Origin of the sequence: Paenibacillus dakarensis, assembly GCF_001373415.1 — a bacterium.
Lineage (GTDB): Bacteria > Bacillota > Bacilli > Paenibacillales > Paenibacillaceae > Paenibacillus_AQ > Paenibacillus_AQ dakarensis.
In genome coordinates, this window is record NZ_CDSE01000064.1 from 1 (window position 1) to 17,236 (window position 17,236).

Genomic DNA, 17,236 nt, shown 5'->3' on the forward strand with positions numbered 1-17,236 from the left:
AGCAGCTTGCCGCGATCGCGGCAAGCGTGCAGCGCGACCCGGCGCTTTCGCGCGCCGGTAGCGCAGACAGCCCGGCGCCGCGCTCGCCGGGCATGAAGTACACGCACTACGCACCCAAGGGTGCGCTGTGCCTCGTGCAGGGGCGGACGGCCGAAGCCGTGTCCGCCAAGATCCAGGCCGAGCTTGACGCCGCCGCAGCGCGCGGGGAGAAGACCGGTGTGCTGTCATTCGACGAGCACATCGGTCACTACCGCGCGGACGTTGTCGTCTCGCTCGGCAGCCTGGCCGCACCGGAGGAAGCGGCCCACCGGCTGTACGCCGGGCTGCGCCAATTCGATGAAGAAGGCGCAACCTTTATGCTGGCAGAGTCCTGCCCGGATAAAGGGATTGGCGCTGCGGTGATGAACCGGCTCCTTAAGGCAGCCGGCCATCATATTTTGCAAGCGGAGTAACCGGAGCATCCCGGCAGTACGAAGCGAATTAAGGAATGATTCCCCTCTTGTCCGCATATGGTGTACAAGACCACTTTGGACTTGGGGGAAAATCGCATGTTCGTATCGTCTGTTCAATCCGGACAACTCGCGACCATCCTGATTATGGCTTTGGCGCTGGGGCTGGACGCATTTTCATTAGGCATCGGCGTGGGGATGAGAGGGGTCAGGCTCCGGTATATTCTGAATATCAGTCTGCTGATCGCTTTTTTTCACATGCTTATGCCGCTGCTCGGACTGTTTGCAGGCCGTTATGTCGGCACTCTGCTTGGACAAGTCACGGGGCTTGCAGCAGGCGGACTGCTGGTGCTTCTTGGTGGTCATATGATCTGGAATTCCTTTCGCAGAGAGGGAGAGCAGATCATGAACTATGCGACGCTGACGGGAATGCTGCTGTTTGCCCTTAGTGTGAGCATCGATTCCTTCTCCGTCGGCATTTCGCTTGGAATGTTCGTGAATGATGTGCTGCTGATTGTCATTTCCTTCGGTGCGGTTGGAGGCATCATGTCGATCCTGGGCCTTACGCTTGGCCGGCATATGGGTGCAAAGCTCGGTGAATACGGAGAAATGATCGGCGGTATTATACTGCTTGTATTTGGATTGATGTTTATATTTTGATACAATAACGGAAATGTTACCTAGACTTGAGGAAGGTGGAGACTATGAAAAACATCCTGTTCGTCTGCACCGGCAACACCTGCCGCAGTCCGATGGCTGAAGGCATGCTGCGCAAGCTTTCCCAAGGGAGAGGGATATCGCTGGATGTGCGTTCTGCCGGCGTTGCCGCTATGGAAGGAATGCCGATTTCACAGCATGCTGAAGCGGTGCTTCAAGACCAGCAGATTGAGGATCAGCTGGCTTCAAAACCTTTGAGTTCAGATCTGGTGGAATGGGCAGACCTTATTTTAACCCTGACGTTATCTCATAAGCAGTATGCGATTCGCCAGTTCCCCCATGCTGCGGATAAGGTGCATACACTGAAGGAATTCACAGAGAATGACGAGAGCGTACTTCGGGATCTTGAGGAGCAGGATCAGCTGCTGGCATCGATGGAGATGGCAAGATCACTGGGTGAAGAGCTTCAGGAGAAAGACAGAATTAGATTGATTGAACTGAGACAGCGCATCCCGAGCTTTGATATTTCGGATCCGTTCGGCGGCACACTGGAAGACTACCAGGCTACTGCAGCGGAAATCCGCACGGCACTGTTTCGCCTGCTGGACAAGCTGGAGAATGAGGAGCAGCAGGACCGGCCGTAATAGATCGCAAGCCTTACCATATTTCGAAATACTGGATATTTACCCGTTGCTTTTCCGCGGGGTTTGTTTTAAGATGAAGGGGAAAAACATGGATTTCGGTGTAACTGGCGACGAAGTGGATGAAACCACGATGGAGCACCGGAATATACGGCCGGTCGCCTGGGCAAAGAGCATTTGGTGCACATTTTACGTGCGCGGACTGCTCTTTTTTCGTCTTTAACGGCAATTTGGGTTATAATGAAACAAGTTGTTTAATGGGCGTTTTGCAATGATGATTGCAATGGCCAAAGACCAAAGACGAAACATTTAAGGGGGTTTTTCATATGAAAATCGCATTGGGCACTGATCATGCAGGTATTCGTTTAAGAGAAGAAATTGTGCAGGTAATTCAGAATCTTGGACACGAGGTTGAAGACCTGGGATGCGGCTGTTCGGATTCGGTAGATTATCCGGATTACGCGCTTCCGGTGTGTGAGAAGGTAGTCTCCGGTGAGGCGGACCGCGGCATTCTGATCTGCGGAACAGGAATCGGCATGAGCATTGCAGCGAACAAGGTTCCAGGTATTCGCTGTGCGCTGACACATGATGTATTTTCGGCAAAAGCTACCCGTGAGCATAATGACAGCAACGTACTTGCTCTCGGTGAACGAGTAGTAGGCCCAGGGTTGGCGGCTGAAATCGTAACCGCATGGCTCGGCACGGAGTTTAGTCAAGGTGAAAGACATGTCGGCAGGGTAAACAAGATCAAAGCCATTGAGGAACGTTATCTGAAGGGATAAGCTCGCTGCAACGATGAAGGCTTCCATCAGGACCGGACAGCTTTCATTTAGACTATCGCTTTCATGGAGGGCTATGACATGACAGATCTCTCAAGTGGTCCTGCTCTGAAAGAGCAGACGGTGACGATTGTAAGGGAATTGGCTCAGGCTGCCGGCCTCGGGCCGGGCAGAATACTGGTCATTGGAACGAGCACAAGTGAAATTGCAGGCCGCCGGATCGGTACGGGCGGTGCACTGGAAACGGCGCGCCAGGTACTCGAAGGGATCGCGGAAGTGCAGGCTGAGTACGGATTTCATACCGCCTTTCAGTGCTGTGAGCATCTGAACCGGTCACTTGTAGTTGAACGCGAGCTGCTCGAACGGCTGGGCCTTACAGAGGTTGCAGCTGTTCCTGTTCCTCATGCGGGCGGCTCCATGGCTTCTGCAGCCTATCGAAGCTTTACCGATCCTTGTCTCGCCGATAGTATCTCGGCTCATGCAGGTATCGACATTGGAGAGACGATGATCGGGATGCATTTGCGGCGTGTAGCTGTTCCGTTTCGTCCGAGTATCCGTTATATCGGAGAAGCAAGGGTTACCGCAGCCTGGACCCGGCCGAAGCTGATCGGCGGCGAACGGGCGGTATACCGGCTGGAGCAAGCGAATGATTCATCCGCATGCGATTGACAATATCATTTAAATTTGAGGGGGATTTGAAGATGATGGAAAATTTGCGCAAGAAAGACCCGGCAGTGCTGGAAGCCATGAATTTGGAGCTGCAGCGTCAACGCAGCAATATTGAACTGATCGCTTCCGAGAATATCGTCAGTGAAGCGGTTATGGAGGCCATGGGTTCTGTATTGACGAATAAATATGCGGAAGGATATCCGGGCAAACGCTACTACGGCGGCTGCGAGCGGGTGGATATTGTTGAAGATCTGGCCCGTGATCGTGCGAAGGAATTGTTCGGCGCAGAGCACGTCAACGTTCAGCCTCACTCCGGCGCTCAAGCGAATATGGCGGTTTACCTGGCAGCCCTGAAGCCTGGGGATACGGTTCTCGGTATGAACCTGGCTCATGGCGGTCACTTGACGCACGGAAGCCCTGTCAACGCATCCGGCCTTTTATATAACTTCGTGGCTTATGGAGTACAGGAAGATACGTTCCTCATCGATTATGATGAAGTGCGCAAGGCGGCCTTTAAGCACCGTCCGCGACTGATTGTAGCCGGTGCAAGTGCTTATCCGCGTACAATCGATTTCGAAGCCCTGGCTTCCATCGCGAACGATGTTGGTGCATTGTTCATGGTTGACATGGCCCATATTGCCGGCCTTGTTGCGGCAGGAGTGCACCCAAGTCCGGTGCCTCATGCCCATTTTGTAACGACAACAACACACAAGACGCTTCGCGGACCGCGCGGCGGTATGATCCTCTGCAAGAAGCCATGGGCAGCAGCGATTGACAAGGCTGTATTCCCGGGCTCCCAAGGTGGTCCTCTGATGCACGTTATCGCATCTAAAGCGGTAGCTCTGGGTGAAGCGCTTGAGCCATCCTTCAAAGAGCATGCCCAGCAAGTGGTAAAGAACGCGAAAGTATTGGCAGATACGATGATCGCTGAAGGCTTGAATATCGTTTCCGGCGGAACCGATAACCACCTGATGCTGGTCGATACCCGTAATCTCGACATCACCGGTAAAGATGCGGAGAAAGTGCTGGATTCCATCGGAATCACAGTGAACAAGAATGCGATTCCGTTTGATCCTACAAGTCCTTTTGTAACCAGCGGTATTCGGATTGGTACACCGGCTGTAACTTCCCGCGGCATGGATGAGGATGCCATGGTGGAGATCGGCAAGATCATTGCGCTTACGCTTCGCCAGCCGAATGATGAGGAAACCCTCAAGCAAGCAGCCGGCAGAGTAGCAGCATTGACTGATAAGTATCCTCTCTATCCGGAAATGAAATATTAATTTAATTCAACAAGACGGGGCCGTCCTCAAGATCCAGGATCTTTTGGGACGGCCTCTTTTTTTTGCCGACAGGAATAAGCATTATTTTCACCAAAATGGAAAACATAGTATGCTAGGATCTGCTTTAAACCATGAGGCTGTTTTCAGACAGAAGAAACATGACGCTTGGACGTGCAAAAGCGCCTCTGGTGATGATATAATAGATAGGATTTATGGAGCTCACTAGAATTAATATCCATATTGAAGAACATATCGTAATCAACCGGAGGGACCTGACATGGGAAAATTGGTGATTTGTGATCACCCGTTAATTCAACACAAACTGACATTTATCCGCGATATGCGGACCAACACGAAGGATTTTCGCGAGCTGGTTGACGAAGTGGCAACACTCATGGCTTATGAAATTACACGCAATATTCCGCTGGAATCCATCTCAGTGCAGACTCCTGTCGCAGAGACAGAAGGCAAAGTCATTTCCGGGCGTATGCTGGGGCTGATTCCGATTTTGCGCGCGGGCCTTGGAATGCTGGATGGAGTGGTTAAGCTGCTTCCTGCTGCTAAGGTAGGCCACGTGGGCTTGTTCCGCGATCCGGAGACACTGAAGCCGGTAGAATACTATACGAAGCTTCCTACAGATGTAACGGAGCGTGAGCTGATCGTGATCGACCCTATGCTTGCAACAGGGGGATCTGCGATTGCAGCCATTGATGTGCTGAAGAAACGCGGCTGCACCCAGATTAAAATGATGAACCTGGTGGCAGCGCCAGAAGGCGTAAAGGCTGTACAGGAAGCGCATCCTGATGTGGATATTTATGTGGCTGCCCTGGATGAAGGCCTGGATGACCATGGTTATATCATTCCTGGACTCGGCGATGCGGGAGACCGTTTATACGGTACCAAGTAAATAGTTGTGAATAAGAAGCAATGAACAGTAAAAAGAGATGAATTTGTTTTATACAGGGGGTAACAAAACATGTCTAAAGTGAAAGTGATGACCATTTTCGGTGTTCGTCCAGAGGCGATCAAAATGGCGCCGCTTATTCTGGAATTACAGCGTCATCCTGAACATATCGAGTCCGTTGTGTGCGTTACGGCGCAGCACCGCCAAATGCTCGACCAAGTGCTGGACGTGTTTAAGATTGTCCCGGATTATGATCTGGATGTGATGAAGGACCGGCAGACGCTGAATGAAATTACGGTGCGTGTGCTGGAAGGGCTGGAGCCTGTTCTCAAGGAAGCCAAGCCGGATATCGTGCTTGTTCACGGTGATACGCTGACTACATTCCTTGCGAGCTATGCTGCGTTCCTTCAACAGATTCAGGTAGGGCATGTGGAAGCCGGGCTCCGTACATGGAACAAGCTTTCTCCTTACCCGGAGGAAATGAACCGGCAATTGACGGGAGTTCTTGCAGATATTCATTTTTCACCTACAGACCGGTCTGCGAACAACCTACGTCAAGAGAACAAGAATGAGTCAACCATTTACGTCACAGGCAACACCGTTACGGATGTGTTTCAATATACCGTACAGCCTGATTACACCCACCCTGTACTGGAATGGGCAGCTGGCAAGCGATTGATCCTGATGACAGCGCACCGCCGGGAATCCCAGGGAGAGCCGCATCGCAACATCTTCCGTGCAATCAAGCGAATTGCAGATGAGTTCGAGGATATCGCAATTGTATATCCGGTGCATTTAAGTCCTGCAGTTAAAGAGCCGGCTCATGAAATACTGGGCAATCATCCGCGTATCAAGCTGATTGATCCGCTGGATGTGGTGGATCTGCATAACTTCTATCCGCATACGCATCTCATCGTGACCGATTCAGGCGGGCTTCAGGAAGAAGCTCCTTCATTCGGCGTTCCAGTGCTGGTGCTTCGGGATACCACAGAACGTCCGGAAGGAATTGATGCAGGAACTCTTGAGCTTGTGGGTACCCATGAAGAGGATGTTTATGCACGGACGAAGGCATTGCTTACGGATAAAGAGCTGTATGAGTCCATGAGCAAGGCGGCGAATCCATATGGCGACGGTCATGCCTCCGAGCGCATTGTCAATGCGATTTTGCACCACTTTGGCATCAAAAGTGAACGCCCTGAGGAATTTCACACAATGTTCACAAAAGCATAATATTTTTTATTCTTGTGACAAAGGTCACAGCATACAGTTGAACTGTACGGTTTTGGCGGCGTTTCGGGCGGTTCAGAATGCGTAAAATCCTTGGATTTACATGCTAAAACGCGATTATCGATTCATTGACAAAGCATTGTTAGATTCAGTAAAATGAGTTGGGATTAGAGGTTTATATGAAAAATCCAAAAAGTCAAGATTCCCCTTGGTTGATTGCACTTTACATCAGTGGTGCCGGAGGATTGCTGGCAACTTACATCCTGATCGGTTTTTTCGCCGGGAAGTGGCTGGCTCAATTGCTGGACGGGCCAACATACTGGCTCGCGATTGGAACCGTTACAGGGCTCTTTGTTGGGATTTTGAATATTGCTCTTCTCATTAAAAAGTTTTTGGGGGCGCAAAGTGAATGATTTGACCACTTCCATTGTGAACGCTGTAACGAGAGTGACGCTGCTCTTATTGTCCGCCTCTTTCTTAGGATGGGCTTTGTACGAAGACCACCGTCCTGTATTTGTAGGGATTGTATTAGGTCTGGCGGGGGGCTTGATCAATGTTCGCTTTCTTTCCGTTAAAGTGCGGCAGTTGGCTGACTTGGCGATTAGTCAGGAGCGTAAACGGTTCAGCTTTGGATTTGTCACAAGACTTTGCATCGCGTTTCTGATTGTAATGATTGCGGTGAAATTCGAGCAGGTATCGCTCGGTGCAACCATTGCGGGACTGTTCATCCCCCAACTGTTGACCATTCCAGTCAGCATTTTTGTTAGCTTGCGAAATAAGAATTGATCAACGCTAATTGGAAAGGGGTGAAAACAAATACATGCATAGTTCACCAATTATTAACATTGGCGGATTCAATATTGATCTGTCAGCCGTGCTAATGCTCTTCGTAACCGGAGCTATTGTGTTCGTCTTAGCAAGATTGTCTGTTCGAAATCTATCTGTAGAAAACCCTTCCAAATTGCAAAATTTCATGGAATGGGTTGTGGAATTCGTACAGGGTATCGTAGCTAGTGCTATGGACTTGAAGAAGGGCAAGGCGTACATATCGCTCGGATTGACGTTAATATTGTTTATTTTTGTAGCTAACCTTCTGGGACTGCCTTTTGCTGTTATTACCGACTTACCGGCAAACTTCAAGGTGTTCGGTCATACAATAGAGGCAACCGTGGGACTTGAGGCGGGTCACTACGCACACGTATTGTGGTGGAAGTCGCCGACAGCAGACATTAATGTTACAGCGGGGCTGGCGATTGTCGTTTTCCTGCTCATGAACATTTTGGGTCTGAAGCTGAACCGCAAGCACTACCTCAAACACTACCTTGAGCCGTATCCGGTGTTCCTGCCGCTCAATATTATTGAGAACCTGGCAAAACCGGTCGCACTGGCAATCCGTTTGTTCGCTAACATTTTTGCTGGTGAGGTACTGATCACGGTGATTCTGAAGATGGGATTCTTCGGGATTCCATTCTTGGCAGCGTGGCAAGGCTTCAGTATATTCATTGGTGCATTGCAAGCCTTTATCTTCACCATATTGACGATGGTATACATTGCACAGACAACGATTCACGAAGAAGAAGCACATTAATAAACTCCGAGAAATTCATCGCTGCCTGCGAAGGGTTTCGACAGAGATATATTATAAAAACCACAAATTTCAAACAATTTTGAGGAGGATATTTAACAATGGAATTTTTAGCAGCAGCTATTGCAGTAGGTTTGGGCGCACTTGGCGCAGGTCTTGGTAACGGTATGATCGTAAGTAGAACAGTAGAATCTATCGCTCGTCAGCCAGAAGCACGTGGCCCATTGCAAACGACAATGTTTATCGGTGTTGGTATCGTAGAGGTAGTTCCATTGGCTGCTACCGTTATTGCTTTCTTGATCATGTTTTCTTAATAACAATACAACGGTTTGGCGGGGAGGGCCGATGCCATCCGCGCCTTCGTTTTGTTAGGAACTGCACATCGTACTAACGGAAAGGAGTGACTTTAGTGGAAATAGTATGGGAAACGATTGTAATCTCGATTATATCATTTGGTGTTTTGTATGCTCTTCTGCACAAGTTTGCATTCAGTAAACTGTTCGCGATCATGGAGCAGCGTCGTGAATTGGTCATGAGTCAAATGAATGAAGCTGCCCAGACCCGGGAGCAGGCGATTACTTATGTTGAACAACAGAAGCAAGCGCTTGAACAAGCTCGTCAAGATGCTCACGAAATCATCGAACGCTCCAGACAAACAAGTAACAAACAGGCTGAACAGATCATGGAGATGGCTAACGAAGAAGCATCACGTATCAAAACAGCAGCCGTGCGCGACATTGAGAACGAGAAGAACAAGGCAGTTGCAGAACTTCGCAGCGAGCTTGGCAATGTATCGGTTAAGATCGCTTCTAAGTTGCTTGAGCGCGAAGTGAAGAAGGATAACGTTCAGGAAGAATTGGTAGATCAATACCTGAAAGAGGTAGGAGGCAGACCATGAGCCAGGATACGGTAGCAGCCAAGCGGTATGCGCGGGCGCTGTTCGAAGTAGCGGCTCAGCAGCAGAAGGGTCTGGAAGTGGAAGAGGAGCTGAGAGCGATTGTATCAGCTATCGAAGGAGACGCTGATACACAGAAGTTCATCTCCACACCCAATATCCCCCGTTCCGTGAAGATGGATGTCTTGACCAAGGCACTTGCAGGGAAGATATCGAAGCCTGTTCTGAATACGATTGAGCTGCTTCTCGAAAAAGGACGCACAGATCTGTTCGCTGAATTACTGAACAGCTATGTGAAAATTCAGGGAGCCAGCCTCGGAATGGCTGATGCCACTGTATATTCCACATACCCGTTGAGTGATCGGGAGAAGGAACAAGTAGCTTCAGAATTCGGACAGATGGTACAGCAAAAAATTCGTGTGACCAATGTCGTTGACGAAACTCTGCTTGGCGGCCTGAAGGTCGTAATCGGTGACAAGCTGTATGATGGAAGCTTGGCCGGCAAGCTGGATCGTCTTGAAAAGTCTTTTAACAGACAAGCATAGTAGATAGGGGTGAAAACGTTGAGTATCAGACCTGAAGAAATTAGTACTTTAATTAAAAGTCAGATTGAAGAATATAAATCCGACATTGCTGTCTCTGAAGTGGGTACAGTAATTCAAGTAAGTGACGGTATTGCTCGCGTATATGGCCTGGAGAACGCTATGTCCGGGGAATTGCTTGAATTCCCTAACGGCGTCGTAGGTTTGGCGCTCAACCTTGAGGAGAGCAACGTCGGGGTCGTAATCTTGGGACCTTATACGGAGATTAAAGAAGGCGACCAGGTTAAACGTACAGGCCGCATCATGCAGGTTCCTGTAGGTGAAGCAATGCTTGGCCGCGTTGTAAACCCGCTGGGTCAGCCTGTTGACGGTAAAGGTCCGATTGCGGCTTCCGAATATCGTCCGGTTGAGAATAACGCACCGGGTGTTATCGACCGTAAATCCGTACATGAACCAATGCAGACAGGAATTAAAGCGATCGACGCGATGGTTCCAATCGGCCGCGGACAGCGCGAGTTGATCATTGGTGACCGTCAGACAGGTAAAACAACGATTGCAATTGATACCATCCTGAACCAAAAAGGTAACGGTGTGAAGTGTATCTATGTTGCGATCGGACAAAAGCAATCCACCGTTGCACAGGTTGTTGAAACGCTGCGCCGTCATGGTGCGCTTGAGTACACAATCATCGTAACTGCATCGGCTTCCGAGCCGGCTCCTTTGCAATACATCGCACCTTATGCGGGCTGCGCAATGGGTGAGTACTTCATGTACAAAGGCGAGCACGCCCTGATCATCTATGATGACTTGTCGAAGCAAGCAGCGGCTTACCGCGAATTGTCCTTGCTCCTTCGTCGTCCTCCAGGCCGGGAAGCTTATCCGGGTGACGTATTCTACCTGCATTCCCGTTTGCTGGAGCGCGCTGCGAAGCTTAGTGATGAGCTTGGCGGAGGTTCATTAACCGCTTTGCCGTTCATTGAAACACAAGCTTCCGACGTATCCGCATATATTCCTACGAACGTTATTTCGATTACTGACGGACAGATCTTCCTGGAGTCCGACTTGTTCTACTCCGGTCAGCGTCCTGCGATCAACGTGGGTATTTCCGTATCCCGTGTCGGCGGTTCCGCACAGATTAAAGCGATGAAGAAGGTTGCGGGCGGTATGAAGCTCGACCTGGCTCAATATCGTGAACTTCAGGCGTTCTCCCAGTTCGGATCTGACCTGGATAAATCTACATTGGCTCGTCTGAACCGTGGTTCGAAGCTGATGGAAATTTTGAAACAGGGCGTTAACCAGCCGCTTTCTGTTGAACAGCAGGTTGTCAGCTTGTATACCGCAGTTAAGGGTTACCTTGACGATGTTGAGGTTTCTGACATTCGCCGTTTTGAGAAAGAATTCATCGCGTTTGTTGAGAGCAACAAACCTGAAATTCTGCAATCCATCCGCGATACGAAGGATCTCGTAGCGGATAACGAGAATGCACTGAAGAGTGCAATCGATCAATTCAAAAAGGGCTTTGCAGCTTCGAAGTAAGCTTCTCGGCCTCGGCTGTGCATTAGGAGAGGAGCCGGGCAATAAGGCCTGGCATCCTCTTTCAACATATGGATGAAGGCTTTGGCTCCGCCAAAGCTAGGTTAATGCTTACGAAGTAACTTTGGCTCCTCCAAAGTTAAGTTTACGCTTACGAAGTTAGCTTTGGCTTCGCCAAAGCTAGGTTAATGCTTACGAAGTAACTTTGGCTCCGCCAAAGTTTTGAGGTGGTGAAAACATGGCAAGAGGATTACGTGACATTAAACGGCAGATCAAAAGTATCCAAAGCACCAAGCAAATCACCAAAGCGATGGAGATGGTTGCCGCAGCGAAGCTGAGAAGAGCACAGGAAAAGGCAACAGCTGCCCTTCCGTACTCGGAAAAGCTGAAAGAAGTTGTAGGCAGCATCGCGGCTGGAACCCAAGGAATAAGTCACCCGATGCTGGAGAAGCGCTCGGTTAAGAAAACCGGTTATCTGGTCATTACCTCCGACCGCGGACTTGCTGGAGCATCCAACTCGAATATTTTACGTAAAGTATCGGGGATTATTGCAGAACGCCATCAATCAAAAGATGAGTACTGCATCTTCGTGATCGGACGTAAAGGCCGCGATTACTTCCGCCGCCGTGGACTTCCGGTTGTGGAAGAGTTGACAGATCTGTCTGACAGCCCAACATTCGCGGACATCAAAAGCGTTGCAAACGCAGCTGTTGTTCAATACGAGAAAGCTGAAATTGATGAGTTGTACATATGCTACAACAAGTTCGTGAATGCATTGACGCAGGATCCGGAAGTCACTCAGCTGCTGCCAATGGAGAACATTGGCGGTGATGCAATTGCAGCAAGCTACGAATATGAGCCATCTGCTGAAGGCGTACTGGAAATCTTACTTCCGAAGTATGCGGAAACACTCATCTTCAGTGCAATGCTGAATGCGAAAGCAAGTGAGCTTGGTGCGAAGATGACGGCAATGGGAGCAGCGACGAAGAATGCAAGCAAGCTGATTGGCGATCTGACTCTGACGTATAACCGTGCCCGTCAGGCTGCCATCACTCAGGAAATCTCCGAGATTGTGGCTGGAGCCGACGCTCAATAATTGTGTTGAATACAATCCGTTAACAGATATACGGTACGTTGTGCCGTTTTTACGATGATCGTTCGTCATATAGGCGAACGAGTAGGAGGGAAAACGAAAAGATGAACAAAGGACGCGTTGTCAGCATTACAGGCGCTGTAGTTGACATTGAATTTCAGCGCGGTCAGCTTCCAGAGATCTTCAACGCTATCAAAATTGAAGGCTCCGTGGAAGGCGGCCGTACGATCGATCTGACTTTGGAAGTATCCAACCATTTGGGAGACAATCTCGTTCGTTGTATCGCGATGTCTTCAACCGATGGTCTGACTCGTGGTTTGGAAGCTGTAGATTTGGGTGCACCGATTACAGTTCCTGTCGGAGCTCCAACCCTGGGTCGTGTATTTAACGTTCTGGGTCAGCCAATCGATAATGCAGGACCTGTTGTATCTGAAGTTAATGATCCAATTCACCGTGAGGCTCCGGCTTATGATGAGCTCTCCACACAAGCAGAAATGCTTGAAACAGGAATCAAGGTTATTGACCTGCTTGCTCCTTACCAAAAGGGTGGTAAAATCGGTCTCTTCGGTGGTGCGGGTGTAGGTAAAACCGTTGCGATCCAAGAGCTGATCAACAACATCGCTCAAGAGCACGGCGGTATCTCCGTATTTGCTGGTGTAGGTGAGCGTACCCGTGAAGGTAACGACTTGTACCATGAGATGACAGATTCCGGCGTTATCAGTAAAACAGCAATGGTATTCGGTCAGATGAACGAGCCTCCAGGCGCACGTCTTCGTGTAGCTTTGACAGGTTTGACGATGGCGGAGTACTTCCGTGATCAGGAAGGAAAAGACGTTCTTCTGTTCGTCGACAACATCTTCCGTTTCACACAAGCAGGTTCCGAGGTATCCGCACTCCTTGGCCGTATGCCTTCCGCTGTAGGTTACCAGCCAACACTGGCAACGGAAATGGGTCGTCTGCAAGAGCGTATCACCTCCACGAAGAAAGGTTCTGTTACTTCCATTCAGGCGATCTACGTGCCGGCGGATGACTATACAGACCCGGCTCCGGCAACGACATTTGCTCACTTGGATGCAACAACGAACCTGGAGCGTAAGATTTCCGAGAAAGGTATCTATCCTGCGGTAGATCCACTCGCATCCAGCTCACGGATTCTGTCACCTGAAATCGTAGGTGAAGAGCATTACAATGTAGCTCAAGGCGTTAAGCAAATTCTTGCTCGTTACAACGAGCTTCAAGATATTATCGCGATTCTGGGTATGGATGAGCTTAGTGAAGACGATAAAGCGATCGTTAACCGTGCTCGTCGTATCGAGCGTTTCCTTTCCCAACCGTTCCACGTTGCAGAGGCGTTTAACGGTATGCCAGGTACTTATGTACCAGTTAAAGAAACCATTCGCAGCTTCAAAGAGATTCTGGAAGGCAAGCATGACAATCTTCCGGAAGCGGCATTCCTGTTCGTCGGAACCATCGAAGAAGCAGTGGAAAAAGCAAAAAATATGTAAGCTGACGCTCCGTGTTATGCGGGTCGTCCGTAGAATTACGAACGAAGCCTGCTGCGCGAGTTTTCTGCGGAAAACGGTGAGGAGGGATGGAAGTGAGCACCTTTTTGTTAGAGATCGTAACACCAGACCGACTCTTCTATTCAGAGCAGGTTAATAGTGTTACGGTGCGCGGGGTTGAAGGAGAACTGGGCATTTTGCCAGGACATATCCCGTTTGTTACTCCACTTCAGGTAGCACCTGTGTTCGTGAAGACTGGAAACGAAAGAACCACGTTTGCAGTACAAGGGGGCTTCGTGGAAGTCCGCAAGGACAAGGTTGTTATTCTGGCGGAGAGTGCCGAGAATCCGGATGAAATCGATCTGGAGCGTGCGGAAGCCGCGAAAGAACGTGCTGAAGCCCGCTTGAAGGCGAGCAAGCGACAAGATGAGGTTGATCATCGTCGTGCTGAATTAGCTCTGCAACGGGCTATGAACCGGATTAAGGTATCCAGTGGTAAATATCAATAGAATGAAAGGCAGTCCGCTTATATTAGCCGGGCTGTCTTTTTTATATATTTTCATATAGAGGTAAGTTATGGAACTATAAATGGATGATTATTCTATAAATAGAGCGTTTATATGACATCGCAATCAATTATTTTTATTTCCAAGGAAATGGTATTAGAAAGTACTGGATTCTTATAGCAGCGGCAAGGTATTATAGAAGGGTCGGTCTATCTAGGTCGATATTTCTGAGATAGGCAGGGAGGGAGAAATGGAACAAGAAATTTCAAACACGGTCAATGGTGCAGTTGGCGTCAGCGGATTATTATCTATTGTGATTTCGCTTGTCTGCATAGCATTGGCGTGGTGGGCATTGCAAACTTTAAAGCTAGATTTGGTGATTCGTAATCCGAAAAGTCCACAAGGTAAGCTGCTTCATCTGCTGCTTGCTGTAGTCCTTGGCCGTTTTGTAGCCGAGTTTTTAATTGACTATGTTACGTGGAGCCAAATGATCCGATATATATTTTAGGACGAGTTAATAATTGATAAAAGCTGGGCATCTCCGGGTTAAATGAAGCTTGGTTTTGGTGCTTTTGCTAAGTTGTTTGAATTGTTGTATGAATGGTTATATGTCTATAGGAACTCAGCACAAGATGTCGAATAAACGCATTTTATTATGTCAACACTGAAAATAAGTAATATGGTCCGAGAAACAACGCGACTTCCGGACTATAAGCGAATTGCTCATATAATCTGCGTCACCAAGATGAAGATCTTGCATAGGCTAACACTGAGAACCTGGCAGCACATACCAACATCTTATTTACCTAACGTGTCAGGAATACACATCATTTATCAGGTAATGTTTTCCTGGCATAGAAAATAGTCCAATAATCGCTTGTAACCTTGAAATCAATAAGATAAGATGGCACTTGGAGATTTAACAAGCAAGACAAACAATGATTTTAAAATTACAGGAAAAATATGGACGCGGAGGGAAACCATGATGAGCAAATTTATCGTCCGCGGTGGCAAAAAACTGACCGGAAGCGTCAAAGTCAGCGGAGCAAAAAATTCAGTTCTTCCGATCATCGCTGCCTCTCTTTTAGGGGAAGTAGGAGAAAGTGTCATTATAGATGCGCCTCCTCTTGACGATGTAATCACAATTAGTAAAGTGTTGGAGTCGCTTGGTGCGAGCGTTACATATAAAGACGAAGTCATACGTGTAAATGCAGAGCACATAGCTACATGTGAAGCACCATATGAATGGGTGCGGAAGATGCGCGCCTCTTTTTTGGTCATGGGACCACTCTTGGCTCGCTGTGGCCAGACCCGTATTTCACTCCCTGGTGGATGCGCGATTGGTACAAGACCGATCGATCAGCATCTTAAAGGTTTTGAAGCACTGGGTGCGGAGATCAGCCTGGGTCAGGGATACATTGAAGCGAAAAGTAACGGAAGACTGCGCGGCGCGAAGGTGTACCTGGATGTTGCCAGCGTAGGAGCTACCGAGAATATTATGATGGCCGCTACATTAGCGGAAGGTGTTACTACAATCGAAAATGCGGCGAAAGAGCCGGAAATTGTCGATTTAGCCAACTATTTGAACGCCATGGGCGCCGTGGTTCGCGGTGCAGGTACGGGTGTGATCCGTATTGAAGGCGTTGAGAAACTACATGGCGCGAAGCATCATGTCATTCCGGATCGCATTGAAGCAGGGACCTTTATGGCTGCTGCGGCGATTACAGGCGGAGATGTGTATGTTGAGGGTGCAATTGCAGATCATTTGGGTCCTGTGATTTCCAAGATGGAAGAGATGGGTGTTACGATTCTGCCTGACGAGAACGGAGTCCGTGTTATTGCGGATAAACCGCTAAAGGCTGTCGATATTAAGACCCTGCCGTATCCGGGCTTCCCTACGGATATGCAGTCTCAAATGATGGCTCTCCTGCTTGTTTCCGAAGGAACTGGAGTGGTTACTGAAACGGTGTTTGAGAACCGCTTCATGCATGTCGATGAGTTTCATTTAATGAATGCTGACATCAAAGTGGAAGGCCGTTCAGCAATTGTATCCGGAGGAGCTAATTTGACGGGTGCGAAGGTATGCTCAACGGATCTGCGCGCGGGTGCTGCTCTGATTTTGGCAGGACTTGTGGCTGAGGGAACAACTGAGGTTAGTGGTACACATCACATTGACCGCGGATATGTTCATTTGGCAGAGAAGCTGTCCGGATTAGGTGCGGATATCTGGCGTATTTCGACAGATGATACTTCTTTCGAGAAAGCACCAAAGCCTGCGCCTGCGAAGGTGGAGGAAGGCAAGCTGTTTAAAGTACAGCCAACATGGGTGTAAGATCAGGCTTGTCGATTCATGTATTGTAAATATGATAATCAAGCGAAGGGTTCTGCCAAGCGGCAGGACCCTTTTTTGATGGAGTCGAACCCTTGTCGAAATCGGGGATATGAGAAGTGTACCGCTCTCTTTAAAGTATAGAAGTTATCCGAATCATTGCTCATTCTCTCTCTTAAAAGGTTCTATCAACTGAAAGGCTCTCATAATTATAAGCAGCTAGCAAAAAAGGAATAGAAGCCGTGATAATTGGGTTCTCATGGTTAGGTCCTAATACTTGGTCTGCTTAAGGAGGGAGCCAAAATGAAAGATTCGAAGGTTCGGATACAAATTCAAATGCATAAAACGGAAGGCTCGGCGGCTAGAGTGCTGGAGTGTAAGCTTCTAACCGAGGATGATCTGAAGACAAAGCCCGGCATGACAAATATAAATGAAGCTTCCAGTATCCCCATCAGTCAGGAGGCTTTACGCGCATGGCCACCTGGCAATGAGCAGCTCGATTCCAAGCTGTCCTCTAGCGAAGAGCGCCGCAGCCTTGCGGGGAACGAATCCAAGGGCAATGGCCTTGTGAGCAAGAGCTCTGCAGTTAACAGCACCGTGCCCCACGGCGGCGCGCCCCGCAGCGCGGCGCGCCACCGCACA

The 17,236-nt window shown here is 49.0% G+C and carries 21 protein-coding genes and 1 riboswitch; all 21 genes read left to right on the top strand.

The genetic code is table 11. The features are described 5' to 3' along the window. Nucleotides 1-452, top strand: a 452-nt coding sequence (locus BN1234_RS15770; protein WP_281177652.1) for a Sua5 family C-terminal domain-containing protein, incomplete at its 5' end; no start/stop codon positions are given. Nucleotides 453-548: 96 nt separating this feature from the next. Continuing rightward, nucleotides 549-1,109: a manganese efflux pump MntP gene (locus BN1234_RS15775; RefSeq protein WP_054957624.1), complete on the top strand. Its 561-nt coding sequence runs from the start codon at nt 549-551 to the stop codon at nt 1,107-1,109. A 44-nt stretch (nt 1,110-1,153) separates the two neighbouring features. After that, on the top strand, nt 1,154-1,750 hold the full coding sequence (locus BN1234_RS15780; protein ID WP_054957625.1) for a low molecular weight protein arginine phosphatase: 597 nt from the start codon (nt 1,154-1,156) through the stop codon (nt 1,748-1,750). A gap of 90 nt (nt 1,751-1,840) precedes the next feature. After that, nucleotides 1,841-1,922: riboswitch (ZMP/ZTP riboswitch) on the top strand. 151 nt (nt 1,923-2,073) lie between these two features. Continuing rightward, entirely contained in the window at nt 2,074-2,529 is a 456-nt protein-coding gene (gene rpiB / locus BN1234_RS15785) for a ribose 5-phosphate isomerase B (RefSeq protein WP_054957626.1), read from the top strand. 78 nt (nt 2,530-2,607) lie between these two features. Then, entirely contained in the window at nt 2,608-3,195 is a 588-nt protein-coding gene (locus BN1234_RS15790) for a TIGR01440 family protein (protein WP_054957627.1), read from the top strand. A gap of 32 nt (nt 3,196-3,227) precedes the next feature. Beyond that, a complete protein-coding gene (gene glyA / locus BN1234_RS15795) occupies nt 3,228-4,478 on the top strand; it encodes a serine hydroxymethyltransferase (RefSeq protein ID WP_054957628.1) in 1,251 nt (416 codons plus the stop codon). A gap of 277 nt (nt 4,479-4,755) precedes the next feature. Beyond that, nucleotides 4,756-5,385, top strand: coding sequence for a uracil phosphoribosyltransferase (upp, locus tag BN1234_RS15800; RefSeq protein ID WP_054957629.1), 630 nt, complete (start codon nt 4,756-4,758; stop codon nt 5,383-5,385). Nucleotides 5,386-5,454: 69 nt separating this feature from the next. After that, the gene (gene wecB, locus BN1234_RS15805; RefSeq protein ID WP_054957630.1) at nt 5,455-6,612 is read left to right on the top strand and encodes a non-hydrolyzing UDP-N-acetylglucosamine 2-epimerase; all 1,158 of its coding nucleotides are present in this window, start codon (nt 5,455-5,457) and stop codon (nt 6,610-6,612) included. A 176-nt stretch (nt 6,613-6,788) separates the two neighbouring features. Further along, nucleotides 6,789-7,022, top strand: coding sequence for an AtpZ/AtpI family protein (locus BN1234_RS15810; RefSeq protein ID WP_054957631.1), 234 nt, complete (start codon nt 6,789-6,791; stop codon nt 7,020-7,022). Further along, complete coding sequence (locus BN1234_RS15815) at nt 7,015-7,395, top strand: ATP synthase subunit I (protein WP_054957632.1); 381 nt, start codon at nt 7,015-7,017, stop codon at nt 7,393-7,395. Before BN1234_RS15810 ends, BN1234_RS15815 begins: the two co-directional genes overlap by 8 nt. Nucleotides 7,396-7,429: 34 nt before the next feature. Further along, nucleotides 7,430-8,197 carry a F0F1 ATP synthase subunit A gene (gene atpB, locus BN1234_RS15820; protein ID WP_054957633.1) on the top strand — a complete coding sequence of 256 codons (768 nt, stop codon included), beginning with the start codon at nt 7,430-7,432 and terminating at the stop codon, nt 8,195-8,197. Between the two features lie 98 nt (nt 8,198-8,295). After that, nucleotides 8,296-8,508 carry a F0F1 ATP synthase subunit C gene (gene atpE / locus BN1234_RS15825; protein WP_006213098.1) on the top strand — a complete coding sequence of 71 codons (213 nt, stop codon included), beginning with the start codon at nt 8,296-8,298 and terminating at the stop codon, nt 8,506-8,508. Between the two features lie 95 nt (nt 8,509-8,603). Beyond that, nucleotides 8,604-9,092 (top strand): F0F1 ATP synthase subunit B, encoded by a 489-nt coding sequence (gene atpF, locus BN1234_RS15830; protein ID WP_054957634.1) that lies wholly within the window; start codon nt 8,604-8,606, stop codon nt 9,090-9,092. Continuing rightward, nucleotides 9,089-9,634 carry a F0F1 ATP synthase subunit delta gene (locus BN1234_RS15835; protein ID WP_054957635.1) on the top strand — a complete coding sequence of 182 codons (546 nt, stop codon included), beginning with the start codon at nt 9,089-9,091 and terminating at the stop codon, nt 9,632-9,634. Before atpF ends, BN1234_RS15835 begins: the two co-directional genes overlap by 4 nt. A gap of 18 nt (nt 9,635-9,652) precedes the next feature. After that, nucleotides 9,653-11,167 (top strand): F0F1 ATP synthase subunit alpha, encoded by a 1,515-nt coding sequence (gene atpA / locus BN1234_RS15840; protein WP_054957636.1) that lies wholly within the window; start codon nt 9,653-9,655, stop codon nt 11,165-11,167. A 235-nt stretch (nt 11,168-11,402) separates the two neighbouring features. After that, complete coding sequence (atpG, locus tag BN1234_RS15845) at nt 11,403-12,260, top strand: ATP synthase F1 subunit gamma (protein ID WP_054957637.1); 858 nt, start codon at nt 11,403-11,405, stop codon at nt 12,258-12,260. A 101-nt stretch (nt 12,261-12,361) separates the two neighbouring features. Further along, entirely contained in the window at nt 12,362-13,762 is a 1,401-nt protein-coding gene (gene atpD / locus BN1234_RS15850; RefSeq protein WP_054957638.1) for a F0F1 ATP synthase subunit beta, read from the top strand. 92 nt (nt 13,763-13,854) lie between these two features. Then, the gene (locus BN1234_RS15855) at nt 13,855-14,268 is read left to right on the top strand and encodes a F0F1 ATP synthase subunit epsilon (RefSeq protein WP_054957639.1); all 414 of its coding nucleotides are present in this window, start codon (nt 13,855-13,857) and stop codon (nt 14,266-14,268) included. A gap of 247 nt (nt 14,269-14,515) precedes the next feature. Then, nucleotides 14,516-14,773 carry a DUF1146 family protein gene (locus BN1234_RS15860; protein ID WP_054957640.1) on the top strand — a complete coding sequence of 86 codons (258 nt, stop codon included), beginning with the start codon at nt 14,516-14,518 and terminating at the stop codon, nt 14,771-14,773. Nucleotides 14,774-15,250: 477 nt separating this feature from the next. Beyond that, on the top strand, nt 15,251-16,597 hold the full coding sequence (gene murA / locus BN1234_RS15865; RefSeq protein WP_170308062.1) for a UDP-N-acetylglucosamine 1-carboxyvinyltransferase: 1,347 nt from the start codon (nt 15,251-15,253) through the stop codon (nt 16,595-16,597). Nucleotides 16,598-16,897: 300 nt separating this feature from the next. Then, the coding region (locus BN1234_RS15870) for a hypothetical protein (protein ID WP_156337236.1) at nt 16,898-17,236 on the top strand (339 nt) is incomplete at its 3' end.

Excerpts from the sequence above, each read along its gene's own strand:
- wecB (WP_054957630.1), top strand. The coding sequence starts at position 5,455 with ATGTCTAAAGTGAAAGTGATGACCATTTTCGGTGTTCGTCCAGAGGCG.
- BN1234_RS15780 (WP_054957625.1), top strand. The coding sequence starts at position 1,154 with ATGAAAAACATCCTGTTCGTCTGCACCGGCAACACCTGCCGCAGTCCG.
- BN1234_RS15860 (WP_054957640.1), top strand. The coding sequence starts at position 14,516 with ATGGAACAAGAAATTTCAAACACGGTCAATGGTGCAGTTGGCGTCAGC.
- glyA (WP_054957628.1), top strand. The coding sequence starts at position 3,228 with ATGATGGAAAATTTGCGCAAGAAAGACCCGGCAGTGCTGGAAGCCATG.
- atpE (WP_006213098.1), top strand. The coding sequence starts at position 8,296 with ATGGAATTTTTAGCAGCAGCTATTGCAGTAGGTTTGGGCGCACTTGGC.
- atpD (WP_054957638.1), top strand. The coding sequence starts at position 12,362 with ATGAACAAAGGACGCGTTGTCAGCATTACAGGCGCTGTAGTTGACATT.
- BN1234_RS15810 (WP_054957631.1), top strand. The coding sequence starts at position 6,789 with ATGAAAAATCCAAAAAGTCAAGATTCCCCTTGGTTGATTGCACTTTAC.
- BN1234_RS15835 (WP_054957635.1), top strand. The coding sequence starts at position 9,089 with ATGAGCCAGGATACGGTAGCAGCCAAGCGGTATGCGCGGGCGCTGTTC.
- BN1234_RS15775 (WP_054957624.1), top strand. The coding sequence starts at position 549 with ATGTTCGTATCGTCTGTTCAATCCGGACAACTCGCGACCATCCTGATT.
- rpiB (WP_054957626.1), top strand. The coding sequence starts at position 2,074 with ATGAAAATCGCATTGGGCACTGATCATGCAGGTATTCGTTTAAGAGAA.
- atpG (WP_054957637.1), top strand. The coding sequence starts at position 11,403 with ATGGCAAGAGGATTACGTGACATTAAACGGCAGATCAAAAGTATCCAA.
- BN1234_RS15790 (WP_054957627.1), top strand. The coding sequence starts at position 2,608 with ATGACAGATCTCTCAAGTGGTCCTGCTCTGAAAGAGCAGACGGTGACG.
- murA (WP_170308062.1), top strand. The coding sequence starts at position 15,251 with ATGAGCAAATTTATCGTCCGCGGTGGCAAAAAACTGACCGGAAGCGTC.
- atpB (WP_054957633.1), top strand. The coding sequence starts at position 7,430 with ATGCATAGTTCACCAATTATTAACATTGGCGGATTCAATATTGATCTG.
- upp (WP_054957629.1), top strand. The coding sequence starts at position 4,756 with ATGGGAAAATTGGTGATTTGTGATCACCCGTTAATTCAACACAAACTG.